This window comes from Geitlerinema sp. CS-897, from assembly GCF_028368005.1.
Taxonomy (GTDB): domain Bacteria; phylum Cyanobacteriota; class Cyanobacteriia; order Cyanobacteriales; family Geitlerinemataceae; genus Baaleninema; species Baaleninema simplex.
On the sequence record NZ_JAQNCQ010000169.1, the window covers coordinates 1 to 16,023 of the forward strand.

Below are 16,023 nucleotides of genomic sequence, written 5' to 3' on the forward strand. Positions count from 1 at the left end.
CCAGTGAAGACAGCCAACAGATGGGATGAAGACAGTCACCAGTCACCAGTCACCAGTCACCAGTGAAGACAGCCAACAGATGGGATGAAGACAGTCACCAGTCACCAGTGAAGACAGCCAACAGATATAGCAGCCAACAGAGCAGTCAGGACATTTGTAAGCCTGGAAGTCATACACAGTCAGGGCTAACTGTCCTAACTCAATTGGCGAGCGCTATAACAGTGCCTTCCTTGTCTCCCTGGCTCCGAAAGCTCCCCGGCTCCCTTGCCTTTCTGCTAAGCCTACGCCGAAACTGGGGCGATCGCCTTCTCGAACCGCTCTAGACTCTGTTGAGCGGCTTGTAAGTTATACGGAAAGGGTAGGTTGAGGGGACGGTAATCTTTATCGCAGGGGTCGCCGTGACGGAGAACGGCGTTGACGAGGACGCATGGATCTTGACTGAGGTTGATGGCACCGTGGGGAATGCCGGGCGGGATTTTAACCACTGTCGGTTTGTGTTGGCTCAGCGGTATATAGTCGTAGCGACGGTTCTGTAAAGTGACTAAAACCATGCTGCCTCGCACGACGAGCAACTGGTCGGTTTGGAAGTGGTGGACGAACAGGTCGTCTACCGTGTGAGGCGCTACCTCTACAAGCATCGTTTCGTGGCTCGATTGGGGTGTATAGAATGCTGCCATTCCCCCTTTGAACGAGTCTAAGGCACGGATCTCGATTTGACGGACGAGACTCATGGTTCGCTGGCTCCTGCTACGAAAGAACTCCGTTCCGCTGTCGCGAACGCATCTCCTTTAACGTAACGTATTTTTCTATTAATTTATGTGACAGAAACCACTTTTTTGAAAAAAATATGATAAAAAGCCCCGGACGGGATGGGGAAGGAGCGTCCGGAGTCTCAGGTTAGGAACGTGCTAGTCGTGCGAGGCGATCGCGATCGATTTCGATCTCGAATTGGGATTCGTCGGCGTTGGAGAGCGATCGCGTCACCTGACCCAGATACAAGGGTTCGGACACGCCAGGTTCTGGATGTAACACCGTGCGGGCGCGAATTAACAGATCTCGCCCCAAACGACCGGGAGAAAACTTATTAATCGCCGTTTGTCGCAACGTCGCTTCCAATTGCGATTCGGTCACGTTCTGGGGAACGGTAATGACGACCTGTCCGCCGCCGTCATCGTACACTACCGAATAATTCACCGCTCCCGGCACTACCGTCGTCGTAATCGGAAAGATACTCAGAGCGAACAACCCGCTCGTCAGCACTACCATAAAGCCCGTCACCCCCACGAGACGGAAGCGCAATCCCCACTTAAAGAGGAACGCCACCAAGGCCAGCAGGGCGAAAAATCCCGTAAATCCGAGAGACCAGACCGTGGCTTTTAGAAAGTCATCTGGCGTCAAAACAGCAAAAATAGGGTCGAAATACATCTGGCAACAGCAGAAGGCGTTATCGAGTACGTCTTCCAAGATATCCGTTTGCGGGGCGTCCGAGCCAGAATCCCAGCAGTTTCTCAACTTCCCCCTCTCAACCCCTCTGTGTCCTCTGTGTCTCTGTGGTGAAGAGATCGAGCGAAAATTACGCTGAAACCCCTGCATTGGGCGCGATCGCACCCCTCGGATAAAGCGATCGACCGCCATCTCAATGTAACAGAATATTACAAAATAGACGTCAAACCAGCAAACCGTCTTGACAGTCCCGAAAGTACCCCTTAAAGTCAGAAACATACCTGGGTAAACCCACCCGAACTTCAGATGGAAGACAAACAGAAAGTAACGCTATATCTAACGCCAGAACTCCACCGTAAGCTCAAAATTCGAGCGGCGGTCGATGGAGAACCCATGTCGGCGTTAGCGCAGAAAGCCCTAAAGTTTTTTCTAGCGCATCCAGAGGTCGTTGAAGAACTCGACGCCGTTTCTGGGAACACGCACCGGGTTTATAGTTGTCCGGCGTGCGAGACGAAAAGCGTATTACGAGAAGGCGATTTAGTCGCCGTAGGCGATCGCCAAGACGTTCTCGAAGACGACGACATTTCCGTCGAAAAAGTCAACGCGAGTCTCAACGAACAATCCGAAGAAGACTTAGTGACTTGCTAAGTTTAAGTATTAAAAAAAGTCTCCGCTCGAATTGCTCCGTTTTAGTCGGTCGATGGTCATGAAAGAAGAGCTAAGCATCCTCATACAAGCTCAATATCCCTTAATCTACCTCGTCACCTTTGAAGAGGAACGTGCCGAGCAAGCCATCGCCGCGATCGCTGGTGCCGTCAAACCTCAACGCCGGGTCTTCACCTGGACTTCGACCAAAGGGACGATCGATTACAGCCAGACTGGCGGGGCAAACCCTCACAACACCTTATCTCCCGAAGCAGCGATCGACTGGGCCATTCGGCATAAGGAACCGGGCGTCTACATCTTCAAAGACCTGCACCCGTTCCTAGAAAACCCCAACGTCACTCGCGCCCTTCGCGATGCGATCGCCTACTTCAAAGGCACGGACAAAACCATCGTGTTGATGTCTCCGGTACAGCAAATCCCCATCGAGCTAGAAAAAGAAGTAGTGGTGATGGATTTCCCGCTGCCGGACATGAAAGAACTCAACCGCGTCTTGTCCCGACAGCTTGCCGAAGGTCGCAACAAACGAATCAGTACTGAAGCTCGCGAAAAGCTACTCAAAGCCGCTTTGGGCTTGACGAAAGACGAAGCCGAAAAAGTTTACCGAAAAGCCCAGGTCACGGCGAACCGTTTGACGGAAGCCGAAATGGAAATCGTCCTGTCCGAGAAACGACAACTGATTCGTCGCAACGGCATCCTCGAATATATCGAGGAAGACGAAACCATCGATTCCGTCGGCGGCTTGGAAGAGCTGAAGCGGTGGCTGTGCCAACGCTCGGGGGCGTTTACCGAAAAAGCCCGAGAGTACGGCTTGCCGCAACCGAAAGGGATGTTAATCCTCGGCGTTCCCGGCTGCGGAAAATCTCTCATCGCCAAAACCACGTCCCGTTTGTGGGGGCTGCCCCTGCTGCGCCTGGATATCGGACGGGTTTACGACGGGTCGATGGTGGGGCGTTCCGAAGCCAACCTCCGCAACGCCTTGAAAACCGCCGAGTCCATTTCTCCGGTGATTCTCTTCATCGACGAGTTGGATAAAGCCTTCGCTGGAGGTGCAGGGTCTTCCGACTCCGACGGCGGAACCTCGAGCCGCATTTTCGGATCGTTCTTGACCTGGATGCAGGAAAAAACCTCTCCGGTGTTCGTGATGGCGACGGCGAACCGCGTCGAACGCCTCCCCGGTGAATTCCTGCGGAAAGGACGCTTCGACGAAATCTTCTTCGTCGATTTGCCCACCACCGAAGAGCGCCAAGATATTTACCGCATCCACTTGTCCAAGCGTCGCCGCGATATCAGTCGCTTCGACCTGGAACAACTGGCCAAAGTTTCCGACGGCTTCTCGGGCGCGGAAATCGAGCAGGCGGTCATTGCTGCGATGTACGAAGCGTTCGCACAAGACCGCGAGTTCACTCAACTCGATATTATCGCTGCCGTAAAATCCACGCTGCCTCTGTCCAAGACGATGACCGAACAGGTCACGGCGCTACGGGATTGGGCAAGACAGCGGGCGCGTCCGGCTGCCTCCTCTATGGCTGACTACCAGCGCATGGAGTCGTAACAAGCTTTCTCCCGGCTGCCACCGGGGGGAAAGGTTAGCCCCAACCAGGCTAACGATTCAGTCCAACACCGGTTTTCGGTGTGGAATCTAACCAACCAACCACGTTATCTGTTCTCAACCAAGTTCCACTAGGAGGAAACTCATGTCTCACTTTAGCACCTTGCGGACCAAAATCACCGACGCTGAAGTTTTACAATCTTCTCTGCGCGACCTGGGCATCTCGGTGAAAACCGAAGCTGACGTTCGCGGTTATAACGGCCAGCGCGTTCGTGCCGACATCGTGGCGGTTCTCGAAGGCGACTACGACCTCGGTTGGTCTCGCAACAGCGACGGGTCTTTCGACCTCATCGCCGACCTCTGGGGTGTTGCTAAAAAACACAATCAAACCGAACTCATCAACTCCATCAATCAAAAATACGCGGTTAACAAAACCTTGGCTGAAGTCCGTCGTCCCGGACTGCAAAATGCCAACGTTAAACTGATGGTTCAAAAATAAAACCTCTGCGCGTTCCCAAGCTTGCGGGTTGACTTCTCGAACGGGTCAACCCGTTTTTTCTGTGTTTTGAGACGGGCGGGTTTCTATGGCGGTATGGCTTTCATACGGAATCCATTTCTGATAAGCTGGGTTTTAAGAAATCTTCACCACATCCCCCCTTAGCCCCCCTTTGAAAGGGGGGTTGGGGGGATAGAGGGGCTTGTCGGGTTGAGCAAAACCAGTATTTAAAATTCAGATATTGAGATAAATTCGATCGCTTCGTGATGTATCACTCTCGCTATCGCATCGTCGTTCTCACCGCCGTTCTCCTGGCCGGTCTTTTCGGATGTACGACCCCCTCCGACACCGTCGCCGACCCGACCCCCGACTCCACCGGGGAACCCGCCGTTCGACACGCAACCCTTTCTGAAGCAGACGCATCGCCGCTACCGCTGCTGTCGCCAGACAATCCCGACGTCGAAGTTCAACAACAGGTTCTCGAGGTTCTCGATACCTTAGCCGCCAAGGGGTTCGACGTGACGAAGCAAGGGGTTTGGATACAAACGAACGATACCCTGTTAGCCAACGTTCGCGGAACGCAGCCGTTTCCGGCGGCCTCCGTCACTAAAATCGCGACGACTCTGGCGGCGTTGCGGGTTTTCGAGGTCGATCGCCGCTTCGCGACAGAATTCCAAACCACGGGAACGGTCGAAAACGGGGTTCTCGAGGGAGATTTGGTGGTGGTGGGAGATTTCGATCCCATGTTCGTTTGGGAAGACGCCATCGAGGTGGGAAATGTACTCCACGACTTGGGGATCGATCGCGTTTCGGGTGATTTAATTATCGCCGGAAACTTCTATATGAACTTTGAGGAAGACGTGGCGTATTCGGGAGAACTGCTCCAACAGGGGCTGAACGCGAAGTTGTGGACTCTCGAAGCCGAAACGCAATATCGAACTCTTCCCTCCGATACGCCACGTCCGCAGGTCGAAATCGCGGGAACGGTGCGCGTCGTCTCGGAACCGCCAGCGGAGACCACGTTGCTGGTTCGCCACGAATCTGTTCCCGTCGCCGAACTGCTGAAACTGATGAACCGCTACAGTAACAACGCGATCGCCCATACGTTCGCGAAGGCCATGGGAGGGTCGGAGGTCGTCGTTCGTGAAGTCCTGGCCGCGACGGGAGTTCCTGCTGACGAACTTCAACTCATCAACGGTTCGGGGTTGGGAGAAGAAAACCAGATTTCTCCACGAACGGCGGTGGCGATGTATTTAGCCATCAATAGGGAACTCGAATCCGAAGAGATGACGGTTTCCGATGTCGTCGCGATCGCGGGACTCGATAACGGAATTTTATTAGCCCGTCCGCTTCCGAGGTTGGCGACGATTAAATCGGGAAGTTTGAACGGTGTCAGTACGATTTCTGGCGGGTTACCGACGCGCGATCGCGGGGTCGTTTGGTTTGCCATGATGAACGGCGGAACGGATACGGAAACCTTGCGATCGACCCAAGAACGATTGTTACAAACGCTTGAATCGCAATGGGGAGCCGTCGAAACCCCGCCGAAGGAACTGGCGGCGAACGACGATCGCACGGAATGGCAATCTCGTAACGAGGTGGTGGCCAGATGAGAGTCTCGCGGACGTTCGAGACTGCCCGAAACGTCACGACTGACGAGGTGACGATCGGTGAAGTTGCTGCCAGTTACCGGTTTTGAGCCAAATTCCTCCAAACGATCGCACTCGCTCGACACTCATAAAATACGCCCAAGCCGTTCCGAGAGATTTGCTCGAATCGTGGAGGTCGAACACGTCGATTTCGTAACGATTGTATTCGTTTTGGGACGGGGGACGATGTTGTTGGTATCCTTCGAGTTCGTCGAGTTTGGCTAAAGCCAGATCGTCGTTGAAAGACAACACCACGCCTTCGACCCAGTCGTCACCCGTCGTCATGGCGGGATAGTTGACGGGGGGAAGGTGATACAGTTTGCCCCGGACTTTCCCGGTTTGGGTCGCGACGACGCGATCGCCGCAATAAGGTTTGTGGAATCGTCCGCCCGGTTTTAAGGTTCCGTAGACAAAAACTCTGACCATTCTTGTGGGGTTCGTTCTGTTCGTCTGTTTGCCTGATTGTAGAGTTAATAAGCTTCCTAAAAAAGTGGCGATCGCGACGTTTCAAAACCTTCGATTTCTGTTAAAATCCGATCTTTTTGCACTCACTTAAAACCAGAGATCGCCTAAATTTGCCGATTCAAAAAAACAAAAAAACAAAAAAACGCACGATTTCAAGCCAGTGGCGGGTTGAGTCGAAGCAAGTTGGAATTTTGAGGCGAGCTGCAAACGGGCGATCGCCTTCGTTGCGCTGGCCGACGGGCTGAAAAACGGTCTGGAATCGTCCTCGTTTTCCCCAACTCTAACCCTCGCCGCGATGTCGGTCGATGAGGTTCGAGATGTCGTCGTACCCGTCTACACCGATAAAAGGGATAATTTGCGATCGCTCCCGTTCGAGATGAGTTTGAAACGCCTCCTCTCCCAACTGTCCCTGTAAAATTGCCAGCAATCCCGCCGCCTGTCGCCATTGGCTGGCTTGAATGCGATCGAGCAAAAACGCCGCGACTGCTGCCGCCACGATCGCCCGTCCGACATCCTGTAAGTTGTAATAAGCTTCTGCGAGCGTCGAGAAATTCAATCCCTGTAAATACAAATCTCCCGAAGCTCGAGCGGCGTCTAACCCCTGTTGCAAATAGCCCACAGCACTCGAAGGCTGTTGCAACAAGACGTACGCCAACCCCAAACTATAGGCACACAACGCCAAACTCTGACGGTCGCCCAGCTTCTCCGAAAGCGTCAACCCTTGTTGCAAATATGCGATCGCCTGTTCTGAAGTCTCTTCATCTAACCGTTCGAGTTGCTGAGCTTGCAACACGCGACTATAGCCCCAGTTGGCCAGGGCGTTAGCTTCCCCTCGGCGATCGCCAGCTTGTCGTGCCACAATTAACGCACGCTGGGCGCGATCGAGTCCTGCCCGATAGTCCTTCGTCGCCGCGTTCAAACGACTGAGATGGTTGTAATTGGCGATTTCACAAGCGATATCTCCCGCTTGTCCGGCAATCTCTAACGCCTCTTCGTGAAATTCTTGGGCGCGATCGAGCTGTCCCACCGCCCGTTGCGAATAGCCCAACAGCGTTAAAATTCGCGCTTTTTCTTGAGTTCCTTCGATGCGTTTTAACGGGAGTTCCAAATACTCCAACGTATGCTCGAGATATTCCCCGGAGAACGAGGCGAACACGCCACCGTAAAGGGGGAACGTTTCTCGTCCGGCGAAAGTTCGCAGAATTTGCAACGCGATCTGAAAGCAAGCGTCGGCGAGTACGGGACGACTCGAAAAGCCCTCCGAGAGCTGACACCAAACGGAGGAAAAAACTAAAAACGTACTGACCGAGAGCTGTTTGCCCATTTTAACGTCGTAAGGTTGGCGATCGAACCAGGTGACTAACCCTCGCTGCAATCCCTGTAAGGCGATCGCCAATTCCACCAACTGCTGCCAACTTAAATCAGAATGCCGCGCCGCCAGTTCCCCGACCGATTCCCCTCGAGCTAACGTTTGGAAGAGTTCGCTGGGAAAATAGGCTTCGGTGTTTCTCGCCCACAAACTCCAGGGTCCCGGACGTTCTTCCGTTCCGCCAAACCCGATATTGCGGCGCGTTTCGTACATCCAACTGACGAGGCTTCCTTCGAGGCGAGCGAACGTCGTCAACCCTTCAATCAGTCCCGCCGCCAACTGCCAAACCTGCGAGTCGTCTTCGGCTTCAGCCTTGAGGGAGGTTGCCAGTTGGCGTAACTGTTCGGCTGTCCAGGGGGTGTTTTGGTTGGGATCGATCGCCCCTAACAACGCCTCCAAGCGATCTTCAGGTTCCGAGGCTAAAATAGATCGCACTGCTGAGGCGATCGCGGCAGTCTCTTGGTTGTCTTTCTCCCAGCGTTCCCATTGCTTCTCGATCGTCTGTAACGCTCGCAGCATCCGACTTACTTTCGTCGTTGTTCCCACAGACGCCTCGATTTCACCGAGGCGTTCGGCGAGACACCGCTCGAACATTTCCCCGGTTCCCGGTCGAATTTCCCGCAGCAGTCGTTGGTAAATCTGCTCTTGAGAGCGAATTTTTCCCGCCAACGTGGTTTCGACGAGTTTATCGATTACAGCCAAATAGCGATCTCGATCGGACATGGAACACTTCGGTATAACGGGTTGTAGACTGGGAAGACAGCAGTGGCGATCGCGACGTTGCGCCGCCCCGTTCCCTCACTCCATCATCACTCATCGCCTGCCATCACGGAAGCAACAACTCAGCATCTCCCGAGCGAGGCAGTTGCGGAACGTCGCTCCCCCGTCGCGGTGGCGTGTCGAGATCGGTGGGTTCTGAAGCCGACGCGGCCGGGTCGCCCTCGAGATTCGCCTGTTCTTCGAGTAGGGTGAGATAGGTGGGATAGAAGATACTGACGAGAACGTGAACCAAATCGTCTCGTTGTTGCGGCGTCAGACTTTGAATTGCTTCGCGATCGCCCAACAACGGATTGGTTTCTAGGGTATCGTAACCGGGATAAACCCCCTCGTTCATAATTTCGTTTTCGCCGAGGTAATCGGCGAGGGTGAGCTTCCAGTCGAGGCGATACTGATAGGGGCGTCCTTTCACGTAAAGGTGATAGCGAATCAACCGCCCGATGAGGGTGTTATCGGTCTCGATTTCTCCCGTTTCGACGTGAGTATACTGATTTTCGCGGGGAATTTCGGGCAAAATCTCGTAAACCCGCTGCCACGCATCGCTCGTTCCCCGAGGTCGTTGGGCGAGTTGGTACGAGGAAGCCGTGTCGTTGGAATCGATCTCTGTAGCTGTTGCCCCGATGACGGTAATTGCCATCACGCAGAGAAACACCACAAAGAAGTTCGCTATTTTCGTGTGTTTCATCATAAAAAAATAAAAACCCTTTTCACAAACAAATCAAAAAAGATGTTTTTTTAATAAAAAAAGGTTAAAAAACAATTGACTTTTGATTTGCTGCTAATTTTTTAAAATTATCTTATCTCAAAGTTTTCGGAGGGAAGGGAAAAAGCCAAACAGCATTCCCAAGCCTAACCTCTTCCCTCTTCCCTCTTCCCTCTTCCCTCTTCACTGTTTAGTGCGTGTCGCCGATAATTTCCGGTTGCGTGAGTTCGTCAGACATTTCTACGATCGCCCGTACGATCGGCTTCATTCCCGGTTCTTCGAGGTTGTCGAAATCTTCATAACGACGGCGTTTCGCTCGATTGGCCACTTGTACGGTGATGCGATAGCGATTCGACGCGGCATCGACGAGTTCTTCAGCGCGACGCATTAAATGGGGCGTCTCGACGGTGTTGCGCTTTTGCATAAGTGCGGACTCTCTCTCTGTTGAATCTCAACACTCTAGTTTAACGTTTAACTGACCTTCCGGCGTTCGGACAGTTGACCAGGGCGATCTCGAGGGGGCTGTGTTACCGTTAATGGAGTCGCGATCGCCTGCCGAACGAAGATGAAACCGTGGGGTTTGAAATTTAAGTTGAACTCTAAAACTACTCTCAGCGTGGTTCTCGTCAGCGCGACACTGCTGTTGAGTAGCTGCAACGGTAGCAGTCCCTCGGCCGAATCGATGCAACCCGAGGGCGACATCGCCACAGAACCGACGCCCACCACTACCCCAGAACCCGCATCGCCGGATATCTCCGAGATTCCCGTCGCAGAAGAGGTTCCCCTCGATACCGCTGGCGAACCGGTCGAAGAAGCCTCTGAAGACTCCCCGGCTAACGCGCCCACCCCCTCTGAAGTCGCGCCGATTTTCGAGTCTGCTGTCTCGGAAATTCAACCCATTACTGAAATTCCCATCCTCCTTCCGAGGGAGGTTCCGCTTCCCGACGATCCGCCGATTTACGCGATCGCCGACGCCGAAGCCGATCGTTACGAAATCGAGTTAGCCTTCGATCCCAACTGTCGCGGTGCGAGTGCTTGTTTTTACGGGATGTTCGCTGCCAAACGTACCGACGGCGACTATTACGGAGTCGGCGAAACCTTTGCCGAAACCGTCGAACTCGCCAACGGCGTGACGGGATACTTCAATCCGATGATGTGCGGGGCGTCTTGTGCGCCGCCGGTGATGGAATGGGCGATCGATGGCGTGCGCTATCGAATGTCTCTCAAAGGACTCAGCGGTGACGACGCCGTTGCCCGTGAAAAAATGACCGAACTTGCTAATTCGGCCATTGCAATGGGAGAAATATAGCGAACTTGAGGATCGAGCGATCCTAGCCCTCGATCCTCAAATAGTTTGGGGTAGGGACGCGCGTAACGCCCCTACAGGAATTACGCGAATGCCAGAGTTGTGGGCATCGGAGGCTCGACCGTCGCTTGAGAGCGGGCGCGACAGAAATCGCCAAACCGCCGTTCGTGAAGTGCCAACCGTTCCTCGATATCGTCGAAGAGTGCAGCGGTAATCGGGTCGGTCAGTTGGCTGCTGAGATGGTACGCATCGACGACCCCGGTTTGTAAGTCACCCAAGGCGCGACGGGCAATTTCCATATCGCTGTCGTTCGACTGCAACCAGCTTTGCAATGCGGCGAGAGCGTCTCCGCCGACGGCTTGCCAAGTCACGGATTCGCCAAAGGCCGACAGACGCGCTTCGAGCAGTTGGATATGACGCTGTTTGGTCGTGACGACTTCAGCAAGGATGACGCCTAGCTCGGTGTCTCGCGCCCGTTTACCGTACTCTTCAAAGGTTTTGAGAGTGTAGTTTTCACCACTGATGGCGGTATTGAGAGCGTAGACGATTTCGTCGCGAGTCGAACCGCCCCAGGTTTCGCCGAGTTGCCACCATTCGTAATTTTCGCTGGCAACATCGGGTAACTCGGTATTTTCGAGAGAGAGACCGAGATTTATTAAAATTGCGGTGGTGAAGATAGGGGTATCGCCCGGTCGTCTAGCGGTGATGAGGTTATCTTGCATCACCAGGGGTTCGTCGATGTAGGTAGCACCGGCGTTTTGCATATCCTTACGGATCGCACGGTATCCTGTGGCTTGTTTGCCTCGCAACTGGTCGGCTTCGATGAGGACTTGCGGTCCGTGACAGATAGCCGCGACGAGTTTTCCTTGTGCCATCGCATCCATGACGATGCTCACGGCGTTGGGATTCGTGCGGATGCGATCGGGGGCAGCTCCGCCGGGAATGAGGATAGCATCGAAGTCGTCCGATCGCACTTCGGTTGCAGTAGCGTCGGGGCGAACGGTGACTTTACCGCGTTTTCCTGTGTATTCGTCGTTCATGCGGGAGCCGAGAACGACAACTTCTGCTCCTGCATCTTGTAGAGCGCGATAGGGAACTTGAAATTCAGAATCTTCAAAGTGATTTTCGAGTAAAATTCCGATTTTCGGTCGTGAGGTGTTGTGCGTTGTAACCATAATGTTTCCTTGAAGTAAACGTCTGTTGAGTGGGGGAATCTTTTACAGATTCCCTTCTGAAGAAAATGTCGATCGCGATCGCGAATTTACCCCGATGCAGGTGGGGCGTCGATTCCCCACTGACGGGCGACGAGCGTTCGGTAGAGGTTGTCTTGAAGCATCATTTGTCGGTGGAGTTCGACTAAACGCTCTTGCGCTTCAGATCGCGATAGCTTTTTGACTTCTCCTGCAAATTTCCTGAGATTGAATTCTTGCTCTAGAGAAATCTTGAGGGGTTCGCTCATGACAACCTCCTAGGTGTCTTGTTGTCGGTTTTAAGGATGGGTTTTTATTGCGATCGCTTTTTCAAGATTTGATATCGCCTCTGAAGGATGAGACGCGTTTTACGATCGCTCGACCCCTACCTTGAGTATGTGGCGATCGGTCTCGACTTTTCCTCTGTCTCGAGGTATACTTTGTCGATCTAGGCATTTTTTTATAGGCTTGAAGAACGAAGGTTTTGTATTTTTACAAACATCGAGAATCGAGCGATCGCCGTTCGTTCCCGTTTCGATCTCTTGCTAAATAGAGCGATCGCTTGACACTGCCAGTTTTTGTCGAAATTCTAACGGTAGATCGGGGATTTTTTAAGAGCGATCAGACTTGGGAAATCTCGGTAAAATCGAGGCGCGATCGGGATTGTCATCGAAACCTGTATACCAGTACGCCCAGGCAATTAACACGGCTTGAAACGGTAGGCGAATCGCTTGAAACCACCAACCGTCTGGAATACCGTCGATGTGAATGTCGTTAAAGGCCATGTTGAGATTGGCGGGAAATACGAGGATGAAAATTGCAATCAGTCCCCAGGCGGCGCGACGAGATACGGGGGGGACGAGCAATCCTAAACCGCCGAGAATTTCAAAAATACCACTGACGTAAACGATAATTTCCGGTTCGGGCAGGGGAGCGGGAACGATTTTGACGAAGGGGTCGGGGACGAGAAAATGAAGCGTTCCCGCCACCACCATACACACTGCAAGAACGACGCGCAAAACTTCCTTATTTCTTTTTAAGAAAGCGATCGAGTTGTGTTTTAAGGTCTGCATTTTGAGATACCTCAAAGGCAAGAATACAGGCGATCGACCACACTAAACCCGCTGCAAATCCTGCAATTACGTCGGTCGGCCAGTGGACGCCTAGGTACAGCCGAGTCAACCCGATCGCGACGATTATCGCGATCGTCCCCCCAGCGATACCGACTCGCCATCGCGGAAACTGACGGGCGAGTGCGTAACCGAGCAAACCGTACAAGACGAGCGACACCATCGCGTGACCGCTGGGAAAGCTGTAATATCGAACGTCAACGACGCGTTCCCACAGTTGCGGCCGCGATCGCGCGAACAGGTGTTTCAATAGCAGGTTCAATCCCGAAACCCCCAGCAAGGCGATCGCTAAAGACAAGGCGCGTTTCCAATGACGCTGAAACAACCACACCAACACGAAACCGCTCGCGATGGCGGTTAAAATGCTGGGATCGCCGAGTGTGGTGACGGCCACTGCGACGCGATCGAGGAAGGGAGTACGCCACTGACCGATGGCCAGCAGTACGGTGCGATCGAAGGTTTGAGCCTCGTTTTCGAGCAGGTCTTCAGCGATTTCAGCAAACGCCCACAACGACAGCATGGCAATGGCCAACCCACCGATCCACAAGCTCGAGAGCGTTGCGACCATCCACTCTAACGTCCGTTGACCGGTGCTGGAAAACTGCCTTTTGACGCTTTTGATGAGGGGATGGGGCATTGTGTGCTGAAAGTTAAGTGGCAAACGTTTCGAGCGTACTCGATGTTGGGGGAGTCTGGCGTCTATCGTAAGTGGGAAGCCAGATCGCGCAGACTCGTCCGAAGTTAACGCAACGATTCCGATTCTACCGATACGATAAAACCCGATAAGATTGCCTCTTGACTGAAAGCGTGACGCAGATTTCCCGACGCCTCGAACTCTCCTCTTTGAAGCGATCGCGCCTCTAAAAATCCCTCTATTGGAAGAGACCGAACCCGCGATCGATTCGATAGAGTAATGGTAGTGTCGATTTCGCTAAATTGCCGATCGCCCATTGGTGAAATCTGCGAACGAGCGCTCGAACGGCGATATTAATCTTTGTCAATATGGGACAACACCGTCCGAGTCACGTAATTTTATACGTTGTTGTGAGTATCGCCGTAATGTTAGGACTTTACGTACTCGCAAACCTCTTCATCGCGATGAATTCAGACACTCGAGTCGATATCGAGCCGTCAGACAGTTTTTACGGCGAGCCGTGAGTTCGGGAGATCGCGACTTGTCAACGATATGCGATCGCTTCAGCAACAGTCGCACCCACTTCCAATCGCAAAAAACACAAAACGCACATAAGGAGAAACTCTCATGGATAACACACCTCTTTCTAAAATTACCACTTGCGGCCAAAGCATTTGGATGGACTATCTCGATCGATCTTTAATCGAGTCTGGAGAACTGAAAGAGAAAATCGAGACGCGCAATTTACGCGGTCTCACCTCGAATCCCTCCATTTTTGAAAAAGCTATTTCTGGGAATAAAATCTACGACAGCGACATTCAGGCGGGGGCAGATGCTGACAAATCGCCCCAGGAAATTTACGAATCTTTGGCGATCGCCGATATTCAAAACGCTTGCGATATTTTTCGCGCGGTCTACGACGAAAGCGACGGACAAGATGGGTTCGTTAGCCTCGAAGTATCGCCCTATTTAGCTCGAGATTTGCAAGGGACGATCGCGGAAGCTCGCCGTTTGTATCGAGCCGTCGATCGCCCGAACGTGATGATTAAAATTCCCGGTACTTTAGAGGGATTCGGGGCGATCGAACAGTGTATCGCCGAGGGAATTAACGTCAACGTTACGCTGTTGTTCTCTGTTGAAAACTACAAACAAGCAGCCTGGGCTTATTTACGGGGACTCGAAACCCGCGTTCAAAACGGAAAATCGATCGATGGCGTGGCGTCGGTTGCGAGCTTTTTCGTCAGCCGCATCGACTCGAAAGTCGATAAACTTCTCGACGAACGCCTCCAGCAAATTGGAACGGAAAATCTCAGTGAGGAAGCTCGGTTACAAGAGTTAAAAGGGAAAGTTGCGATCGCTAACGCTAAAGTTGCATATCGAGAATATCAGAAAGTTCTCGAGAGCGATCGCTGGAAATCTCTTGAAGCCAAAGGTGCGAAACCACAACGCTTGCTGTGGGGAAGTACGAGTACGAAGAACCCAGACTACAGCGACGTGTTATACGTTGAAGAACTCGTCGCCTCCAACACGGTAAACACGCTTCCTCCCGACACGATCGAAGCCTGTTTCGACCACTGTAAACCCCAAGCCAATCGCATTGAAAGTAACGTCGAAAAAGCATATCAAACGCTCGAGAGTCTTCGCGATCGCGACATTAATATCGATCTCGATCGCGTGATGGAAGAGTTACTCGACGAAGGAATCGACAAGTTCGTCCAACCCTATCAATCTCTTCTCGATACGTTGGAAGAAAAGTCGAAGCAGTTAATGCCTGCCTAATATAACTCGGATCGTGTACTCGAGCGATCGCGTCGATCTGTTCTATTAAATATTGGGCGGGAAATCCCCGCTCGTTTTTTTGAATTCTCTTCACAGGAACTAATACGAAATTTCTAACAGTGGTTTTTCTGAACGCGACAAGTTCTATCCTCCCAACCATCCCCCCAACCCCCCTTTCAAAGGGGGGCGAAGGGGGGATAGGGGGCTAAGGGGGGATGTGGTGAAGATTTCTTGAAACCCAGCTTATCAGGGAAGGATGGAGTACAACCGATTTAGGGCGGGTGCATCTCAAAAATGTAAATTCATCGAATTGGGCGCACTCAATTTCCAGATCCCCGGCATCTTGGAGATGCCGGGGATCTTATACCGGAAGTGCTAATCGGGAATTTTGCCACCCCAAACTGATGTTGTTGCAAAAGTGAGATGCACCCATTTAGGGCAATCGCTCTCTAATCTATTATGTCTTATTTTTGGTTATGTTTTAAATTTATTAGAAACAGTTGATTTTTAATTCACGCTCGTTCAAAAAAATATTTTGCTTGAACTAATCTAGTAATCTTAAATCGCTTGTAGATTCTCGATCTAGCTATAACAAAAGGGTTTAGGAATGTCAGTCTTTCCACGACTCGTCTAAAATTGCTATAGCAATCCTAAATCGTTTATAGCAAATAACCTGTTGAAACTCCGTTTCGTGGGTCAGACGATCTATCGAGATCCCCGGCATCTTCAAGATGAGTATCTGTTTAGCGATGCTCACTCAGGTCGAAGCCTGCCAAGGCATGGCCTGGGCAACGAGGTCAATAAAGGAGTCGTCAGATTGGGCAGCCGTAGCCGCCAAGGAAGCTAAAATCTCCCAAGTGCGAGCGC

At 52.3% G+C, this 16,023-nt stretch carries 17 protein-coding genes; 6 read left to right on the plus strand and 11 right to left on the minus strand.

Features of this window, described 5'->3' with window-relative positions:
• Positions 1-281: 281 nt before the first annotated feature.
• Both POG22_RS10530 and POG22_RS10535 read right to left on the minus strand, forming a co-directional pair.
• Positions 282-731, minus strand: a complete 450-nt coding sequence (locus POG22_RS10530; RefSeq protein ID WP_498905153.1) for a cupin domain-containing protein — start codon at positions 729-731, stop codon at positions 282-284.
• 166 nt (positions 732-897) lie between these two features.
• On the minus strand, positions 898-1,425 hold the full coding sequence (locus tag POG22_RS10535; RefSeq protein ID WP_498905168.1) for a Ycf51 family protein: 528 nt from the start codon (positions 1,423-1,425) through the stop codon (positions 898-900).
• A 324-nt stretch (positions 1,426-1,749) separates the two neighbouring features.
• Here POG22_RS10535 and POG22_RS10540 point away from each other — a divergent pair, with 324 nt between their 5' ends.
• From POG22_RS10540 to POG22_RS10555, 4 genes are all read left to right on the plus strand, one after another.
• On the plus strand, positions 1,750-2,091 hold the full coding sequence (locus POG22_RS10540; RefSeq protein ID WP_017663562.1) for a slr0373 family blue light stress response protein: 342 nt from the start codon (positions 1,750-1,752) through the stop codon (positions 2,089-2,091).
• Positions 2,092-2,149: 58 nt separating this feature from the next.
• Positions 2,150-3,661 carry a stress-responsive protein Ycf46 gene (ycf46, locus tag POG22_RS10545; RefSeq protein WP_026098012.1) on the plus strand — a complete coding sequence of 504 codons (1,512 nt, stop codon included), beginning with the start codon at positions 2,150-2,152 and terminating at the stop codon, positions 3,659-3,661.
• Positions 3,662-3,803: 142 nt separating this feature from the next.
• A complete protein-coding gene (locus tag POG22_RS10550; protein ID WP_017663564.1) occupies positions 3,804-4,157 on the plus strand; it encodes a DUF1257 domain-containing protein in 354 nt (117 codons plus the stop codon).
• A gap of 263 nt (positions 4,158-4,420) precedes the next feature.
• Positions 4,421-5,767, plus strand: a complete 1,347-nt coding sequence (locus POG22_RS10555) for a D-alanyl-D-alanine carboxypeptidase (RefSeq protein WP_498905170.1) — start codon at positions 4,421-4,423, stop codon at positions 5,765-5,767.
• A 33-nt stretch (positions 5,768-5,800) separates the two neighbouring features.
• On the opposite strand, the gene POG22_RS10560 is transcribed toward POG22_RS10555, so the two are convergent.
• The 4 genes from POG22_RS10560 to POG22_RS10575 form a co-directional block, all read right to left on the minus strand.
• Positions 5,801-6,229, minus strand: coding sequence for a gamma-glutamylcyclotransferase family protein (locus tag POG22_RS10560; protein WP_498905155.1), 429 nt, complete (start codon positions 6,227-6,229; stop codon positions 5,801-5,803).
• A gap of 319 nt (positions 6,230-6,548) precedes the next feature.
• Positions 6,549-8,360 (minus strand): tetratricopeptide repeat protein, encoded by a 1,812-nt coding sequence (locus POG22_RS10565; protein ID WP_498905157.1) that lies wholly within the window; start codon positions 8,358-8,360, stop codon positions 6,549-6,551.
• 103 nt (positions 8,361-8,463) lie between these two features.
• Positions 8,464-9,102 carry a hypothetical protein gene (locus POG22_RS10570; RefSeq protein WP_498905158.1) on the minus strand — a complete coding sequence of 213 codons (639 nt, stop codon included), beginning with the start codon at positions 9,100-9,102 and terminating at the stop codon, positions 8,464-8,466.
• Between the two features lie 205 nt (positions 9,103-9,307).
• Positions 9,308-9,541, minus strand: coding sequence for a DNA-directed RNA polymerase subunit omega (locus POG22_RS10575; protein ID WP_017663570.1), 234 nt, complete (start codon positions 9,539-9,541; stop codon positions 9,308-9,310).
• A 168-nt stretch (positions 9,542-9,709) separates the two neighbouring features.
• On the opposite strand from POG22_RS10575, the gene POG22_RS10580 reads away from it, so the two are divergent.
• Positions 9,710-10,426 (plus strand): hypothetical protein, encoded by a 717-nt coding sequence (locus tag POG22_RS10580; protein WP_498905160.1) that lies wholly within the window; start codon positions 9,710-9,712, stop codon positions 10,424-10,426.
• 80 nt (positions 10,427-10,506) lie between these two features.
• Here POG22_RS10580 and POG22_RS10585 read toward each other — a convergent pair whose 3' ends face one another.
• The 5 genes from POG22_RS10585 to POG22_RS10605 all read right to left on the minus strand — a co-directional run bounded on the left by POG22_RS10585 (position 10,507) and on the right by POG22_RS10605 (position 13,694).
• On the minus strand, positions 10,507-11,598 hold the full coding sequence (locus POG22_RS10585; protein WP_063717188.1) for a type 1 glutamine amidotransferase domain-containing protein: 1,092 nt from the start codon (positions 11,596-11,598) through the stop codon (positions 10,507-10,509).
• Between the two features lie 86 nt (positions 11,599-11,684).
• The gene (locus POG22_RS10590; RefSeq protein ID WP_063717189.1) at positions 11,685-11,882 is read right to left on the minus strand and encodes an NblA/ycf18 family protein; all 198 of its coding nucleotides are present in this window, start codon (positions 11,880-11,882) and stop codon (positions 11,685-11,687) included.
• Positions 11,883-12,224: 342 nt separating this feature from the next.
• Positions 12,225-12,686 carry a DoxX family protein gene (locus POG22_RS10595; protein WP_498905161.1) on the minus strand — a complete coding sequence of 154 codons (462 nt, stop codon included), beginning with the start codon at positions 12,684-12,686 and terminating at the stop codon, positions 12,225-12,227.
• Entirely contained in the window at positions 12,640-13,380 is a 741-nt protein-coding gene (locus POG22_RS10600) for a phosphatase PAP2 family protein (protein ID WP_498905162.1), read from the minus strand. The genes POG22_RS10595 and POG22_RS10600 overlap by 47 nt, the downstream gene beginning before the upstream one ends.
• A gap of 104 nt (positions 13,381-13,484) precedes the next feature.
• Entirely contained in the window at positions 13,485-13,694 is a 210-nt protein-coding gene (locus tag POG22_RS10605; protein ID WP_498905164.1) for a hypothetical protein, read from the minus strand.
• A 310-nt stretch (positions 13,695-14,004) separates the two neighbouring features.
• Here POG22_RS10605 and tal point away from each other — a divergent pair, with 310 nt between their 5' ends.
• Positions 14,005-15,156, plus strand: coding sequence for a transaldolase (tal, locus tag POG22_RS10610; protein ID WP_498905166.1), 1,152 nt, complete (start codon positions 14,005-14,007; stop codon positions 15,154-15,156).
• The last annotated feature ends 867 nt before the right edge of the window (positions 15,157-16,023 follow it).

Bases quoted from the DNA above. Each gene is read 5' to 3' on its own strand.
- POG22_RS10595 (WP_498905161.1), bottom strand. From the start codon at position 12,686: ATGCAGACCTTAAAACACAACTCGATCGCTTTCTTAAAAAGAAATAAG.
- POG22_RS10565 (WP_498905157.1), bottom strand. From the start codon at position 8,360: ATGTCCGATCGAGATCGCTATTTGGCTGTAATCGATAAACTCGTCGAA.
- POG22_RS10590 (WP_063717189.1), bottom strand. From the start codon at position 11,882: ATGAGCGAACCCCTCAAGATTTCTCTAGAGCAAGAATTCAATCTCAGG.
- POG22_RS10540 (WP_017663562.1), top strand. From the start codon at position 1,750: ATGGAAGACAAACAGAAAGTAACGCTATATCTAACGCCAGAACTCCAC.
- ycf46 (WP_026098012.1), top strand. From the start codon at position 2,150: ATGAAAGAAGAGCTAAGCATCCTCATACAAGCTCAATATCCCTTAATC.
- POG22_RS10605 (WP_498905164.1), bottom strand. From the start codon at position 13,694: ATGGGCGATCGGCAATTTAGCGAAATCGACACTACCATTACTCTATCG.
- POG22_RS10560 (WP_498905155.1), bottom strand. From the start codon at position 6,229: ATGGTCAGAGTTTTTGTCTACGGAACCTTAAAACCGGGCGGACGATTC.
- POG22_RS10550 (WP_017663564.1), top strand. From the start codon at position 3,804: ATGTCTCACTTTAGCACCTTGCGGACCAAAATCACCGACGCTGAAGTT.
- POG22_RS10600 (WP_498905162.1), bottom strand. From the start codon at position 13,380: ATGCCCCATCCCCTCATCAAAAGCGTCAAAAGGCAGTTTTCCAGCACC.
- tal (WP_498905166.1), top strand. From the start codon at position 14,005: ATGGATAACACACCTCTTTCTAAAATTACCACTTGCGGCCAAAGCATT.
- POG22_RS10570 (WP_498905158.1), bottom strand. From the start codon at position 9,102: ATGATGAAACACACGAAAATAGCGAACTTCTTTGTGGTGTTTCTCTGC.
- POG22_RS10555 (WP_498905170.1), top strand. From the start codon at position 4,421: ATGTATCACTCTCGCTATCGCATCGTCGTTCTCACCGCCGTTCTCCTG.
- POG22_RS10575 (WP_017663570.1), bottom strand. From the start codon at position 9,541: ATGCAAAAGCGCAACACCGTCGAGACGCCCCATTTAATGCGTCGCGCT.
- POG22_RS10535 (WP_498905168.1), bottom strand. From the start codon at position 1,425: ATGTATTTCGACCCTATTTTTGCTGTTTTGACGCCAGATGACTTTCTA.
- POG22_RS10530 (WP_498905153.1), bottom strand. From the start codon at position 731: ATGAGTCTCGTCCGTCAAATCGAGATCCGTGCCTTAGACTCGTTCAAA.
- POG22_RS10585 (WP_063717188.1), bottom strand. From the start codon at position 11,598: ATGGTTACAACGCACAACACCTCACGACCGAAAATCGGAATTTTACTC.